Source organism: Desulfomonile tiedjei (assembly GCA_016212925.1).
Lineage (GTDB): Bacteria > Desulfobacterota > Desulfomonilia > Desulfomonilales > Desulfomonilaceae > JACRDF01.
Genome location: JACRDF010000025.1, coordinates 110714 through 126379 on the forward strand (window position 1 = coordinate 110714; position 15666 = coordinate 126379).

The window sequence follows — 15666 nt, forward strand, 5'->3', positions numbered from 1 at the left end:
GGCACTGTGATAAGATAAACGGTGTAACCACAGCCATAATTGGCATTGCATCGGATGAGTCATTGCTCACTTCGGTCTGATGCCTGCCAGGAGGTGGGGACAATGGACCCCTTTTCGTTAGATCATCTGACCCCAACTGAATTTGAAGAGTTCTGTTATGACTTGTTACATGAACTGGGTTTCGTGAATGTCGACTGGAGAAAAGGCACAGGATTGCCGGCGAGTCCGTCGGACAGAGGGCGCGACATCGAATGCGAACGGAGGGTCAAAGAGGTAGATGGAAAGGAGCACACTGAAAAGTGGTTCGTAGAATGCAAACATCACAAAAAGGGGGTATCTCCTGACAAGCTAGATGGTGCCTTAACGTGGGCCACGGCAAAACGGCCTGACTGGCTACTCATAATAGTCTCGAATTTCCTGTCCAATCCTGCGAAGGAATATCTACAGGAGTATTCGCAGTCCAATAGGCCCACTTTCAAAATCAGGTATTGGGAAAAACCGGATTTAGGGAGATTGGTTGCTGGGAAAGGCGAATTGATCCGCAAATACAGAATCCAACTTTCTGACCGGCCCTGTCCCGCCTCGAAAGAGGAAGCCATCGAGCGCCTGAAGAAACTTGCCCAGGACAAGAATCGCATTGGGATTCACGATTTCGTTCGTCAACGCACGGACGAGCTAGTAATTTCCCTTGCGGAAGAGTCGCTTCCACCCCTTGAGTCAACAGCGGATGCTGAAAAATTGGAAGCAAGATTGCAGGAATGTGAAGCCAAGACAGACACTTTGTCGGCCCTATTCGCGAACGGCATTTACTGGACCGGAACTGACTATGACTCTCTCTGGGTGCAGTCCCTGGAGCGAGCGGCGAACCTGGAGACACGAGGCAAAGGGGCTAGCTGGGCAGTAAACATACCGCTTTATCCAGCCCTGATTCTCCTCTACTCAGGTTGCATTGGGGCTATGGCGAAAAGCCATTATGACATGGTTGCCACGCTGCTGCTTAAACCGCGCATTCCAGAGGGAAGCTCGTGTGCATGCCCGGCACTTGCTCTGACTACATGCGAGATTATGGAAAAGCACAAGTACCCCCGAGGAGCAATCCATTGGCGCGTGCCACTCAGTCGCCGGCTCTATGGCTGCTTGGGAGAAAACTTGAAGCGTTTGTTTTCTCTGGAGACCGATTACCAGACCGCTTTTGACACATTCGAATGTCTGCTAGGCATGGTCAACGTTGATCTCGCGCTAAACTCCAAACCCCGCCGCCCCACAGAGGACTCGCCACTGGGTCTTTTTGCCGTTAGACACGACGATCCCTTTGCCCCTGATTATGGACAATCCCTCCTTCAGAAGATCGTCAATGAAGCTACCTCCACTCGTGACGCCTGGCCACCATTGAAAGCCGGGTTGTTTGAGGGAAGCATGGAAAGATTTCTCATGGCAGCTAGCCGCTATAAGCAAGAGTTCGAACTCTTTCAGGCCAGACGCAGGCATAGGGCGAGGCCTAACGACCTCTATTGAAGGTCGGACCGTCGATTGAAAGCTCCTACCAGCGGCATGGGCCGCTCTTCACGCCTCGATCCAGTTCCAGGCATCGACGCTTTTTTCGCACGGGAAGGTCCTGATATCGCCGTGGACGAAAAAGGACTGAAGTTTCATGCTGGCGTGGACCCATTTTGGACCGCACACCGCGGCCACTTTCTCGAATCGATCTTTATGCTTGAAACCGAACCTAGCATAGTGCCAGGCTGCTACAAGATCCCAGCCCTTGAAGTCGTCGTCCATTTGGAATAGGAAGCGCGCCTTGGGGTGCTCCTTGACCATGGCTTCCAAACGCGGGATCAGAACATCCTCGTAATCCTCTCGACTCAGCTTGCCCGTGCCCCTTACGGCCAGAATATTGTCGTGACTTTGCGGGAGAATCTCTAACATTGCTCGGTCTCCTTTGCTTCACGTCTTGTCATTAGTGTGGTAATCGTTGATCTTGCAGTCAAACTATCGAAGGGGCCGTTTGTCTCTTACTATTGGGAAGGGTGTGAAGCCCTCATCGAATTAGTCCAAGAATTCTCAATTGTGAAATTGGAGGACCGGGACATGAAGTTGTTAAAGACGGTTGTTCATGTAGCCTTGTCGGCATTTCTTATTGCAGCGGTTGCCGAGACATGCGCATTGGCCAAGAAAGATCCCATAAATAAAGACGTTCAGGGCAGGGCTATAAAAGGTTATGACCCTGTAGCCTATTTCATTCAGGGAAAGCCCACTTCAGGGACGAAAGAATTTGAGTTCAAATGGGATGGCGCTGTGTGGCAGTTTTCCAGTGCTGAGAATCTCAACCTGTTCAAGGCCGACCCGGAAAAATACGTGCCTCAGTACGGAGGTTACTGCGCCTGGGCCGTAGCGGAGGGGTACACCGCGGACATCGATCCAAACGCGTGGACCGTTTCCCAGGGCAAGCTTTACTTGAATTACAATCTCGATATCAGAACCAAGTGGCAAAAGGACATGGCCCCTAACATCGAGCGCGCGAACAAGAATTGGCCTGGCGTGCTGGAAAAGGCAAAATGAACCGCGGCTGACAGCGAGTCGAGATTCGTTGGCCTTGAGTGGAAGGTTTGATCCCCATGTTCAGGAACGTTAAATTCCTTTTCTTGCCCGTATTGGCCTTGACATTTTTCCTGTCCGGTCCTGTCACGGCCGCGGAAATGTCCGGCGACACGGAGCAGGTCAAGGATCGGGCCACCGCCGTTCTGGAAGGCATGATGCGGGCGATCGCGGAAGGGGACTACGCTCAATACACTCGGGATTTCTCCAAGCAGATGAAGGATTCGCAGAATCGGGAGAGCTTTCTGCAGTTGCAGTCCAATTTGCAGAGGGGATTGGGGAAATTCAAGTCTATGGAGTACCTCGGTTTCTACATTCAGTACGGCGGCACTGTCACTCTGTTTAAAGCGCGCTTCGGGAAAGAAAAAGAGGACGTGCTCATCAGGCTGGTTCTGGATCGAAAGAAATCGCCTCCGCAGGTCACCGGCTTCTGGTTCGACTCTCCGTCTCTGGAGAAGTAATCCATTCCGTGGATTATCCCCACGAAGTTGACCTGCCCACGCTGCGCATGTTACATAATTCTGATAATTTTTGTGCAGTGCCGCATTCCCCGATGCTGCGGCCAAATAGCCCCGAGACCTTAGCAGCTTTTCGCTCCTGGGCAACGCGGGCATGCCGCTGCATCTAACTTCATAAGTCCTTTTGTCAGAGGTCAAACCTAATGGCAGACGTAAAGCCCTTCAGAGCGGTTCATTACAGCAGAAATCTTGCGGGTGATTTGAACAAGCTGATCACGCCGCCTTACGACGTAATTTCTCCGGAGGAGCAGGAGGATTTCTACCAGACTCATCCTCTGAATGTCATAAGGCTGGTTTTGGGAAAGCGATTCGCGGAGGACGACGCCGCGAACAATCGTTACGCTCGCGCGGCTGCAACCCTTAAACAGTGGATGGAAAGCGGAATACTCGAACGCCGGGAGCGTGTGGGACTGACTGTTTACCGTATGGATTTTGCTGAACCCGGCGGCGGCCGCTCCAAGATAGACGGAATAGTAGCCCTGGTGAAGGTCGACGATTATGGCAAGGGCAAGGTGCTGCCTCACGAAAAGACCTACAAAGGCCCCAAGCAGGACCAGTTAAGCCTCATGCGAGCCTGTAAAGCCAACCTCACACCTATTCACGCACTTTTCGGCGACGACCGTAATGAGGTAGCCGCCGTTTACAAGAGCCTTTTGCAGTTTCCGCCTGATCAAGAGGCTACTGAAGCTGACGGCACCGTGCACCGGACCTGGACCATTGAGGATACCGAGGCAATTGCCAAGATTGTGGGAATGCTCTACGACAAAAGCTTGTTTATTGCAGACGGGCATCACCGGTACGAAACCGCGCTCGCTTTCAGGGACGAGATGCGCGCCGCTGGCCATACCGATCCTGGCGCGGCGCACGAATACGTGATGATGTATCTGACATCTATGAGTCACCCGGGCCTTACCATTCTGCCCGCGCACAGAATGATAAAGGGCTTGCCTAATGTGGACGTGCCTATAATGCTGCGCGTACTCGATCCGTACTTCGAGATCGAGGACCTGTGCTATTCCGAGGCCAACCGCCAGGAAGTGGCTCAAACCCTTATAGACAGGATTAGATCGTATTCCAACGTAGGTGGAAAGTTCGGGATGGTCGTCCAGGGGGACAACTGCTTTAGGCTGCTGAGGCTCAAGGATTTCCAGGCGATCGATTCCCTGATGGATGCTGAAATCCCATCATCCCTGCGCGGGCTGGACGTGACCATTCTTCGTGAGATCATACTGGGTCATGCGCTTGGCATGGATAAAGAGAACGCTGAAGGCCAAATCGAGTACACTCCTCTGGTGAGAGAGGCCCTAAACAAGGTCCTGAAAGGTGACATCCAGGTGAGTTTCATACTTAATCCCACTCGGGTCGATCAAATGCGGGCGGCTGCGGAATTGGGACATAAGTTGCCCCACAAGTCGACGTATTTCTATCCCAAGATTTCCTCAGGTCTTGTGCTGAACGTATTTTGAACTGTGGATGATTTTCAAGGAAATTCTCTGAAGGTTTCCCCCGTCAATTACCCGTTTGAACGCGTATCGGCATAATACGGCATCTAACAGCGTGGAATCACTGGACGTAAAGCAAGGCGAGTCTGTAAACGGCCTGTTCCGAAACAAGGTGCGGATTATACAGTCCTTGCGCGGATATCGCGTTTGCGAAGACGCTGTGATCCTGGCCTGGTTCACTAATCCGCGGCCCGGCGAGGTTATACTCGATGCGGGAACCGGCTCCGGGGCCATCGCCTTCGGCCTTGCGGTCAAAGAGCCGTCCGCGTTCGTTGTTGGGCTGGAGATCCAAGGAGATTTGGCGGATCGTGCGAGAAGGGGGGTCCGCTTGAACCATCTGGAATCGCGTGTCAGCATCGTTCGGGGTGATGTCCGGGACGCCGATTCCTTTCTAAAGGGCCACTCATTCGACGTGATTGTCTCCAACCCGCCCTATCATCAGGCGGGGACGGGCCGTATAAGCCTTCAGCACGAAAAGGCCCTGGCCAGGCATCAACTCATGATGCCCTTACGAGCCCTGTTTCAGGTGTCCGCGGAGTTGCTCAAGCCTAACGGCAGAGTCTCGCTGATCTATCCCGCATCAGGACTCGGCCAAATTGCGGAAGCCACGAAAGAGGCTGGATTAAAGCGCTCACGTGTGTTATGGATTCACCCTCAGAAGGGGCTGGATCCCTCCTTGGTATGTGTAGAGGCGTGCGTAGGTCTAAGTGACATACCATTGGCGGAGGAGTGTCTGGTTCTCTATGAACACCCCGGCCTGCGGACCCGAGAAGCCGAGGCGGTTCTGGCGGGAGAAAATGTCCCCAACCGGACGGAGACGCCGCCTGGCTCGCGGGATTGAACTTCCGCTCAGAATTGAATAAAAATGTTTACAAATGCTGAGACGCTCTCACCCGCAATATCCGGGTCGCCGAAGAAGGCTGACGAGCAGTAAATGAAAGCGTCCGGCAAAACCACGCTGTCGGTGCGAGTCCCGACGGGAGGTGAAGATGGAAGAGTTCAGAAGGATTAAGCGACTTCCCCCCTACGTTTTCCAGGTAGTCAACGAACTCAAGATGAGACTGCGAAGGGCAGGAGAAGATGTTATCGACCTCGGGATGGGCAATCCGGACATCCCAACGCCCGCGCATATTGTGAATAAGGTCGTAGAAGCGGTCCAGAATTCCAGGAATCATAGATACAGCGCGTCCATGGGGATCCCGAAACTGCGGGAAGCTTTCGCGTCATGGTGGAAACGACGCTATGGTGTGGAACTCGACCCGGACAAGGAAATCGTCGCCACGATGGGCGCCAAGGACGCCCTCGCTCACCTGGTATTGGCCACCATCACTCCGGGAGACGTGGTTTTCGTTCCTTCCCCGACATATCCTATTCACCCCTATTCGGTGGTGATTGCGGGTGGGGACTTGCAGCACATTCCGATAAGCACGGACCGGGACTTTTTCGAAGATCTCAAGGCCGCGGCGCGCACGAGATGGCCCTTGCCCAAGATGCTGATCATCTCTTTTCCGCATAATCCGACGACCATGGTTGTGGACGAGGAATTCTTCAAGCGCCTTGTAGAATTCGCGCATGAATACAAAATTATGATCGTTCACGACTTTGCATACGCGGACCTGACTTTCGACGGTTATCGTGCGCCGAGTTTTCTGGCTGTTCCGGGAGCAAAGGAAGTAGGCGTCGAGGTCTTCTCGATGTCCAAGAGCTACTCCATGGCCGGCTGGCGAGTAGGCTGTATGGCGGGCAATCCACAGATGATAGAGGCGCTGAGAAGGCTGAAGAGTTACATTGATTACGGAATATTTCAGCCCGTACAAATCGCTTCCATAATCGCGCTGAACGAGAGCCAGGAATGCGTCCAGCAAATTGTGGACGAATACAAGGACCGCCGTGATGCTCTGTGTGCCGGCCTGAATGATTGTGGCTGGACAGTGGAGCCTCCCAAAGGGACAATGTTTGTTTGGGCCAAGATCCCGGAACCGTATCGCTCGAAGGGATCGCTTGAATTTTCCAAAATACTGACCGAAGGGGCCAAGGTAGCGGTTAGCCCGGGGATTGGGTTCGGCCCGTTTGGCGACGAGTACGTGCGATTTGCTCTGGTCGAAAATAGGATGCGGATCAATCAGGCGATTCGAGGTATCAGGTCTTTCCTGTCCCACGGGGACGCTGTTTCAGCGCCGGCAGAGGATGAGGTTCGATCCGCCGCGGTGTGATTGCTGGCAAGAGCATTTCGCGGAACACCTTCTCCCCTTTATAAGGGAAGAAGGCCGTCAGGTTCCCGTTGCCCTTTTCCGCAAACTCCAGGGGCACGGCGTGCCGCCTACCATATCGTGGTGGGGCCGGCGTCCCTGCCGGCCATTGCTGGTATCATCCCATTTAAAGAGACTTAGTATCAGCCGTGCAACTTGGGTAAGCACGGACGTGACACGGTGATATCAAATGAAAGAGATTTCCATTGGTTTAATAGGATTTGGGACCGTCGGGTCGGGCGTCGTCAAGATTCTCCAGGAGAACCGCGACATTCTTGAGGCGCGGGTTGGCTTTCCTTTGCGCCTCAAGCGCATTGCAGACCTTGACATTACGTCGGACCGCGGGGTGGCTGTAGATCCTGCGATACTTACTACCGATGCCTATGAGGTCCTTCGAGACCCGGAGATATCCATAGTGGCGGAGCTTATGGGTGGGTACCAGCCCGCTCACAAGTTCATCCTCGAGGCTTTGCGCAACGGCAAGCAGGTTGTGACGGCCAACAAGGCGCTCTTGTCCGAGCAGGGGCCGGAGATTTTTCGCGCGGCCCATGACGCAGGCGTGGACATAGCCTTCGAAGCCGCGGTAGGCGGAGGCATACCAATACTCCGATCACTGCGGGAAGGACTTTTGGCCAACCGCTTCGAGAAGGTATTGGCGATATTGAACGGGACGTGCAATTTTATCCTCACGGCCATGGACCAAAATCCGGGCATATCTTTCGACGAGGTCCTCCGACAGGCCACTGAACTGGGCTATGCAGAAGCTGACCCAAGCCTGGACATAGATGGAATAGACACGGCTCATAAGCTCGTCCTGGTGCTGAGCCTCACCCACGGCATACGGGTGCCGGTCAAACAGATCTATGTGGAAGGTATCCGGGGCATCGATCCGTTTGACGTTGTCATGGCCAGGGAGTTTTCCTACAAGATAAAGTTGCTGGCGATTTTGATAAGTCATGGTGACATGGTCGAGGCTCGTATCCACCCGACAATGATCCCCGAACATCATCCGCTTGCCCAAGTGGACGGCGTTTTCAACGGCATTTATCTGCGCGGGGACATGGTGGGCGAACAACTGTTCTACGGCCGCGGCGCGGGCAAAGAGCCGACAGCTTCCGCAGTCGTCGGCGACATAGTTGAGGCGGCCCGCAATATAACCCGCGGTGAGGCAGGGGGGGTCCCGCCCCTAGGCTATCCTGAGGATTGGAAGGCGCGGGGCAGCATCCTAGCTATGGATGACATAGTCACGAACTATTACGTGCGAGTTCAGGCTCTCGATCGTCCCGGCGTGCTTTCCAAGGTCGCAGGGATAATGGCCGACTACGGAATCAGCATACATTCCGTGGTTCAGAAGCGAAGGCAGCGATCCGGGACGGTCCCGGTAGTTTTTCTCACTCATCTGGCCAAGGAAGCCGACATCCAGACCGCGAGCAAGAAAATCAGCGACCTCGACGTGGTGGAAGGTCCGCTGGTCATAATCAGGATCGACGACGAAACCCTGGATTAGTGGCTGGGCCGCCAACAAAAAATAGGGGCAGCTATGCACCAATGTGAGGAAATGTTGGCCCATTGTCATTGCGAGGAGTGAAACGACGAAGCAATCTCAACAGCTAGAGCAATTCTCGAAAGTAATCACGGGAATAACTTATGGGGTGCCACTGCTGGCTTGCCCAGCAGTGCGATTCGATTCGGAAAAACTTTTCAGAATCACTATGAAGGCTGAGATTGCTTCGCTCCGCTCGCAATGACAGTCTGCCCCGCCTCTGCGTGAATCACTGGAGTTTGACCAAAAAATCTTTTAAAAGAAAGCCTGTGCACCCCTAGAAATCATTTGATATATTATAAGGTCAATTTATTTGGGAGCGCTTGACAGGGTCTTTTTTTCACCACGAAAGGCCCGACTGCCCCAGGACAGGAGACTGACAATGTGGAATGGCATCATCAGGGGATATTCTGATTTCTTTCACTTCGCAAACGACAAACATATTGTTACATTGCTGGAAGGAAACACGCCGCTGATTCCAGCCCCGCGGTTGGCCGCGAGAATTCACACGGGGATCTCCCTATTTCTCAAGTACGAAGGCTTGAACCCAACTTGTTCGTTCAAGGACAGGGGTATGACCATGGCGGTTTCACGCGCGCTGGAAGCAGGCTCCAGTTCAGTAATATGCGCGTCTACCGGGAATACATCCGCTGCTGCCGCGGCTTATGCAGCTCGCGCCAACATGAGAGCTTTCGTTGTGATTCCCGAAGGGAAGATAGCCCTCGGGAAGCTGGCTCAAGCCATGATACACGGCGCCACTGTTGTGAAGGTCTTGGGCAATTTCGACGAAGCTTTGAAGGTGGTGCGACAAATTGCGGATAACTATCCTCTTACCCTGGTCAACTCTATCAATCCGCACAGGCTGGACGGCCAGAGATCAGCCGCGTTCGAGATCTGCGATGTCCTTGGTGACGCGCCCGAGTACCACTTTCTGCCGGTTGGCAACGCGGGGAACATAAGCGCGTACTGGCAGGGATACAAGGATTACAAAGACGCGGGTAAGTCTAAGACCCTCCCCAAAATGATGGGGTTTCAGGCTGAAGGGGCCGCGCCGATAGTAAGGGGCTATCCGATTGAAAACCCGGAGACCGTTGCCACAGCGATTCGTATTGGCAATCCCGCTTCCTGGAAGAAGGCCGAGGCTGCGCGTGACGAATCGACCGGGATCATAGACATGGTAAGTGACGACGAAATCCTGGAAGCCTATGCGATGGTAGCTTCCACTGAAGGTGTGTTTTGTGAACCGGCCTCCGCGGCCTCCATCGCTGGAGTGATAAAGAAGGCCAATCAAGGTCTGTTTGAAGGTGGTGAACGCGTTGTGTGCACGCTCACCGGCCACGGTCTGAAAGACCCCGACACCGCCATAAAAGTGGCAACTTCCGAACCGCTCACATGTGAGCCGGTTTCTTGCGTACCCGAAATGAAGAAGGTGCTTGATGTCCTCGGATTCTAAAACCAAATACCTGATCCTGGTTCCTGACGGCATGGCCGATTCGCCTGTTGCGGAACTGGATAACATTACTCCTCTCAAGGCCGCGAAAACCCCCTGGATGGATCGCATGGCCTCAGCCGGTCACATAGGCCTGACTCGGACTGTCCCCCAAGGAATGGACCCGGGCAGCGATATTGCCAACCTCTCGATCATGGGGTATCCGCCGTCGCAGGTCTATACGGGCAGGGCCCCTTTTGAAGCGGCTTCCATGGGGGTCAGGCTGCGAGAAAACGACCTAGCGTTCAGGCTCAATCTGGTAACCCTCGAACGAAACTACACCATGATGGCCGATCATAGCGCGGATCATATCTCCACGCAGGAAGCTCGGGAAATAATAGCCTATCTCGCGCCGGAGATTGAATCCATGGGCTTGTCGGTGCTGCCTGGGGTCTCGTACAGGAACCTCCTGGTTTGGCGCGACGGCCCTGAAGGCTGCATCACCCATGCTCCGCACGATTTCCCCGGCGAACCGGTGGCCGGCCGCTTCCCCACGGGAAACGGCGCGGACGTGCTGTTGCGGCTCATTATCAAGTCATGGAAGCTGCTTGAAGAGCATCCGGTGAACAAGCGACGCATAACCAGATGCCAGGGACCTGCCAATTCCATCTGGCCGTGGGGACAAGGCAGGCCTCCGCGCATTAAGACCGTCAAAGAGCGGTTCGGGATCACGGGATCGGTTGTGGCCGCTGTAGACCTGATACGCGGAATCGGCAAGTACGCGGGGCTGGATTTGCGGGAAATTGAAGGGGCCACCGGGTACCTGGACACCAACTATCAGGGAAAAGTCGATGCGGCCCTGAACGCGTTGAAAGAGCAGGATTTTGTCTTTCTCCACGTGGAAGCGCCGGACGAGGCCTCCCATTCAGGCCAATTGGACTTGAAGATGAAAGCCATCGAGGACTTCGACGAGAAGATCGTCGGCCCAATGCTCGCAGGCCTGGCAAAGTTCCCCCGGTGGAGAATTCTTCTCATGCCTGACCATCACACGCCAACCGCGACACGAGTCCATTCCGCGGACCCGGTGCCGTTCATTGTGCTGGATTCCAAGCAGTGGAAAAAAGCGCCTGAAAACAAGGCGGATGGTTTTTCAGAAGACGCTGCCACCGCGTCTGGAAAGATGATAGAAGACGCCACAAAGATGATTGAGATACTTCTTAATCGGGAGAAGATTTAGGCCGGTCGCCTGCTGAACGGGACGGCGCGGGCGCAGGAAAATTCCTCACCGCTGCCCAATATTGGTGAATCGGCGGCCACGGGCCGCCTACGCAGACCGGAATCCTTCTTGTAGGGCGGCCTGTGGCCGCCGTCTTGCGCAGCCGCGTGTTTACATGGCCTCCCTTGATATCATTGAGCGATTCCTAAGTTGAGGTAGGATGTGGTGGCCAAAGGGAACCGCATCATTCGAGGTCTTTTTCGCGACCGATGCGGTTCGCCTCGCTCCCCGCATCCTACGCGCTACGCAGACTTGCATTTGTGATGGTTGCCAAAGCCTTGGACCCTTTCGCAAAGACTGATTCCAAAGAATTGATAGGGTCCGGCGTCCCTGCCGGACCTCCCCTACCGCGTAGCTGATTTGCCTGCGGATTGTCCACCGGCACGGAGGCCGGTGGCTACCAAATACTACAGCGCTCTTCAGAATAGGACATTATTCTTGGCAATTGCTACGTTTCCAGAAGCCATGAATCGGCGGCCACAGGCCGCCCTACGCAGACCGAAATCCTTCTTGTAGGGCGGCCTATGGCCGCCGTCTCGCGCAGCGCCCCGCATTTTTCCGCTTTTCTTTACGTCTGGACGAAAATTCTCGTTACTCGTGGTGAGATCTTGCAGACTATTTCGTAATTGATGGTGTTGCCGTTGGCAGCTATTTCGTCCGCGAGAATTTCTTCCGCGGCCTGCTTGCCTATCAGGACCACCTCGTCGCCGACCTTGGCTTCAGGCACGTCGGTGATGTCGATCATTGTGGCATCCATGCATACTGTGCCCACAACCGGGACTCGACGCCCGCGCACGAGCACCTGGCCGATGTTGGACTGGAACCGCGGATATCCGTCATTGTACCCCACATGGATTGTGGCGATGCGGGACGGTCTGGTGGTGGTAAACCTGCGGTTGTAAGAGATGGGGCGTCCGGGAGGATGTTCCTTTATCTGTGCTATTTTGGTGGAAAAGGTTATGACCTGCTCCAGATGAACCATTGAACGGAGCGCGTCCGAAGGATACAGGCCGTAAATGCCCAGACCGGGCCGAACCATGTTATAGCGGGTCTGCGGGAACCGCACCGCCGCGGCGCTGTTGGCTGCATGGACGTAACGGAAGCTGTGCCCCGCGGTTTTCAGCTCTGCCAACAAAGTGTCAAACGCTCTGATCTGTCCCAGAGTGTATTCATCAGCCGAGGGATCGTCCGCGCTGGAAAAATGCGTCATCAGGCCTTCTACGGTCAGGTTTTTCATGCGGACCACTTGTTCGACAAAAGGAACAGCCTCTTCCCACCAGACACCTGACCTTCCCATCCCGGTATCGACCTTGATATGTACGAGCACCTTCCTGCGACCGGTAGCAGCCTGGTTGAGGGCCTCGGCTAATTCAAGGGAGGAAACCTCCGCGCTCAAGCCGTATCTGACAATTTTATCGGCTTCCTCCGCTAGGACGTTGAACACCAATATGGGCGCGTCGATTCTGTTTTCCCTGAGCGTGGTCCCTTCATCGGGGAACGCGACAGCCAAATAATTCACTCCATTTTCGAGCGCCACTTTGGAAGCGCGGATCGAATCATTCCCGTACCCGAAGCTCTTGACCACGGGCATCAATTCCACGTTGTCGCCGACAATCCCCCGAACGGTCTTGATATTGGCCGCGATGGCGTCGAGATTGACAACAAGTCTAGTGGGGCCGATGGAACCCACGAGTTCTTTTGCTATGCGTTCGAGGCGGAACCACCTGGAGCCCTTAAACAAGACCACATCCCCGCGGTTCATTATCTTGTCCAGCTCTGCAGCCGCTTCGGTGTAGCTGCGGGTGTTGGTTATGAACCTGGAATTCATCCCTTCCTGTTCCGCGGCAAGGCCGATCAGCGCTGCGTTCTCGCCTACGGTTATGAGACGATCGACCTCTCCGCGAACCACGTCTTTGCCCACAGCGAGGTGTTCTTCTCGGCTGTGCAGGCCCAGATCAAGCATTTCGCTGAGGATGGCTATTTTTCGCCGCCCTTTTCCCACCTTTCCCAAAACGTCCAGGGCCCCTTTCATGGAAGCCGGGTCTGAATTGTACGTGTCGTTGATGAGCGTTACGCCCGTCACTGTGGTGTGCATCTCCAGCCTCATAGGCGAAGGGAGAAACTCTTTCAAACCCTTTCTTATGGCTTCAGGGGATGCGCCAAGAAGTGTCGCGGCCGCGGATGCCGCGAGCGCGTTCAATATGTTGAATCTCCCCGGCACCGGAAGCGTAACATCCACCTTCTTGTCGAAGAGCCGTAACACAAAGCTGTGGCCTCGCTCAGGAAGAGAAGCCACGTCCTCGGCCCTGACGTCGGCGCTTTCAGACAGCCCGAACGTGACCACCCTGGCGGGGAAACCTCCGTTGAGCCGTGCACTTAGCGGGTCATCCGCATTGAGGAGCAGAAATGAACCACTACTGAGGTGCCGAAAGAGCCTCAGCTTTTCCTCCAGAGTGTTTTCCAGGCTGCCAAGGCCGCCTATGTGGGCCTTACTGATTATGGTGAGAATTCCGTGATCGGGCCGAATCATCCTTTCGAGGCGGTCCATTTCGCCTGGAAGACTGATCCCCGCTTCTATCAAGGCCACCTCGTGTTCCGGCCTCATGCCCAGGAGCCCAAGCGCAGCCCCAACCTGAGTATTATAGGAAAGAGGGGACCTGTAGGTTTTTCGCTCCAGGCAAAGGATCGAGGCCAACATTTCTTTTACGAGGGTTTTCCCGTTGCTGCCTGTTATGCCGACAACCGGAAACCGGAAGCAATTCCGATACCATGTAGCCAAGTCCTGCAAAGCAGTCAGCGTGTCCGGGACCTGGATCAGGGTCGCACGTTCGGGGATGTCTTTTTCAAAAAGATCGGCCCGATTGACTACCGCGGCCCTTACGCCGCCGGTCAAAGCCTCCTCTGCAAAGTCATTCCCGTTGAAGTGTTGGCCCTGGATGGCCCAGAATATAAAATCCTCGCCCATAGGCTTGCGCGTGTCGATTGACACGCCTGACAGGGCTCCTTGGACGGGCCCCTTGACGCGCGTGGGCTTGATGATATCTATGACCTGGGAGAGGTCTAGGAATCCGACATTCTCAATGCCGTGCTTTTCCACAGAATTAGAGCGGACCCGCGTGGACGCCGGTTCAGGGACGTCCGAGGCGGTCGGGCATGAAGGGCTACTAAACTCCATTCAACCAGTCTACCATATCTCCGAAGAATTCACGTGAGGCGGATCATGGGAACCGGGTTGGCCCAGTCCTTCTCAAGGCAAGCGTCTACCATGAGACGGGGAAAAAAACAACAGGCTGGGCCTTTGAGCCGATCACATCCGTTGCCAAATTTTTGTCTGAATCGCGTTCGGCCGGTCGTCAAGATCCTGCGATCTCCAATGCCCCAGCCGTCAACCTCTATCTAGCGGCGGGCACAGCCCGCCCTACAGGAGGCGTCTCATCCAATCGTAGGGCGGGCTGTGCCCGCCGTTTGTGGCTGCCGGCGACCGACTTGACTGAACCGCCTTATCGGGCGAGAATTCCGACACCGCCATGATCCTGGTCACCCGGACCTGGGGAAAGGTTCACATGGGAAACGAGAACCAGCCTTCATCAGAGCCAAATACTCCCTCTCAGACACCGCAGGAGGAACCGGCGGTGGTCATGCCCATCGATGGCGTTTTGGACCTCCACACTTTCTCGCCGAAGGACCTTCCACAGTTGCTCGATGATTATATTGAAGCTTGTTTGGAAGCCTCGATCTTGGATCTTAGAATTATCCACGGCAAGGGCAAGGGAATCCTTCGCGATCGGCTACGATCACTTCTGAGAAAGCATCCTCTTGTGGAAAGCTTTGCCCAGGCGCCGCTAGAGGCCGGTGGCTGGGGCGCCACCCTGGTGCGGTTGAGGGCGAAGAGGGACTAGAAATGGGTTCAAAACCTGCGACTTTCCGGAAGAGCTTCTGGGGAGGCCGAACAAAAAGGGCCTCCCCAGGCCCCTCCCCAATCCCGCGTTCCGCGCGGGACTCCCATGATTTTGGACCATTGTCGCCTCATGGCAACAATGGTGTAGTGCAGGAAACGCGGATGTCTTTTTCACTCAGAGGGTTAAAGAAAAGCTTCTGGAACCTGTCGCGGAAACCGAAGCCAACTTATCTGAAATAGCTCAAGATGATTTTCCTATTTGTTGTCTCGGAACCTAACGCATGAAAAAACAGCCGTGGAAGCCGTTGTTGGAGGTGCTCACACCCATCGGGATCATCATGTTTTTCATGGTGATCGCCCTGGTGGCGGTCGTCGGTATGGGGCTCGTTTCTCCCGCGTTTGCCTCAGAAAAATGGACCTGGCTAGTGTATCTGGTTGGAGGCCTCCTCATTTTCCTGCTATACCGGGCAAGAGCGCGAAAAGGCCGGTCTTCTCATCAAACCTTGGATGGACATGGGGAAATCGGTTCTGTTCATGCTCCGGAAGGGTCGGCACAAAACCTCGAAAGCATACGAAAACGTATCCGCGACCGTAAAGCCCGAGAACAAGATCCGCCAGAAGGCTAGAAAGATTGCAAGAGTTCTTTAGGTCACAAT

At 54.7% G+C, this 15666-nt stretch carries 13 protein-coding genes; 11 read left to right on the top strand and 2 right to left on the bottom strand.

Going from position 1 to position 15666, the window contains the following annotated elements:
- Nucleotides 1-102 precede the first annotated feature (102 nt).
- A complete protein-coding gene (locus HY913_11045; protein ID MBI4963801.1) occupies nt 103-1515 on the top strand; it encodes a restriction endonuclease in 1413 nt (470 codons plus the stop codon).
- A 48-nt stretch (nt 1516-1563) separates the two neighbouring features.
- On the opposite strand, the gene HY913_11050 is transcribed toward HY913_11045, so the two are convergent.
- Entirely contained in the window at nt 1564-1926 is a 363-nt protein-coding gene (locus HY913_11050; GenBank protein MBI4963802.1) for an STAS/SEC14 domain-containing protein, read from the bottom strand.
- Between the two features lie 162 nt (nt 1927-2088).
- On the opposite strand from HY913_11050, the gene HY913_11055 reads away from it, so the two are divergent.
- The 8 genes from HY913_11055 to HY913_11090 all read left to right on the top strand — a co-directional run bounded on the left by HY913_11055 (nt 2089) and on the right by HY913_11090 (nt 11073).
- Nucleotides 2089-2559 carry a YHS domain-containing protein gene (locus HY913_11055; protein ID MBI4963803.1) on the top strand — a complete coding sequence of 157 codons (471 nt, stop codon included), beginning with the start codon at nt 2089-2091 and terminating at the stop codon, nt 2557-2559.
- A 56-nt stretch (nt 2560-2615) separates the two neighbouring features.
- On the top strand, nt 2616-3056 hold the full coding sequence (locus tag HY913_11060; GenBank protein ID MBI4963804.1) for a DUF3887 domain-containing protein: 441 nt from the start codon (nt 2616-2618) through the stop codon (nt 3054-3056).
- A 200-nt stretch (nt 3057-3256) separates the two neighbouring features.
- Complete coding sequence (locus HY913_11065) at nt 3257-4579, top strand: DUF1015 domain-containing protein (protein MBI4963805.1); 1323 nt, start codon at nt 3257-3259, stop codon at nt 4577-4579.
- A 91-nt stretch (nt 4580-4670) separates the two neighbouring features.
- On the top strand, nt 4671-5456 hold the full coding sequence (locus tag HY913_11070; GenBank protein ID MBI4963806.1) for a methyltransferase domain-containing protein: 786 nt from the start codon (nt 4671-4673) through the stop codon (nt 5454-5456).
- Nucleotides 5457-5604: 148 nt separating this feature from the next.
- A complete protein-coding gene (locus tag HY913_11075) occupies nt 5605-6828 on the top strand; it encodes an aminotransferase class I/II-fold pyridoxal phosphate-dependent enzyme (GenBank protein MBI4963807.1) in 1224 nt (407 codons plus the stop codon).
- 226 nt (nt 6829-7054) lie between these two features.
- Nucleotides 7055-8371 (top strand): homoserine dehydrogenase, encoded by a 1317-nt coding sequence (locus HY913_11080; protein MBI4963808.1) that lies wholly within the window; start codon nt 7055-7057, stop codon nt 8369-8371.
- Between the two features lie 418 nt (nt 8372-8789).
- Complete coding sequence (locus tag HY913_11085; protein ID MBI4963809.1) at nt 8790-9860, top strand: threonine synthase; 1071 nt, start codon at nt 8790-8792, stop codon at nt 9858-9860.
- A complete protein-coding gene (locus tag HY913_11090; protein ID MBI4963810.1) occupies nt 9844-11073 on the top strand; it encodes a cofactor-independent phosphoglycerate mutase in 1230 nt (409 codons plus the stop codon). The genes HY913_11085 and HY913_11090 overlap by 17 nt, the downstream gene beginning before the upstream one ends.
- A gap of 607 nt (nt 11074-11680) precedes the next feature.
- Here HY913_11090 and alr read toward each other — a convergent pair.
- A complete protein-coding gene (alr, locus tag HY913_11095) occupies nt 11681-14287 on the bottom strand; it encodes an alanine racemase (protein ID MBI4963811.1) in 2607 nt (868 codons plus the stop codon).
- 463 nt (nt 14288-14750) lie between these two features.
- On the opposite strand from alr, the gene HY913_11100 reads away from it, so the two are divergent.
- Both HY913_11100 and HY913_11105 read left to right on the top strand, forming a co-directional pair.
- A complete protein-coding gene (locus HY913_11100) occupies nt 14751-15011 on the top strand; it encodes a Smr/MutS family protein (protein MBI4963812.1) in 261 nt (86 codons plus the stop codon).
- A 280-nt stretch (nt 15012-15291) separates the two neighbouring features.
- A complete protein-coding gene (locus HY913_11105; protein ID MBI4963813.1) occupies nt 15292-15636 on the top strand; it encodes a hypothetical protein in 345 nt (114 codons plus the stop codon).
- The last annotated feature ends 30 nt before the right edge of the window (nt 15637-15666 follow it).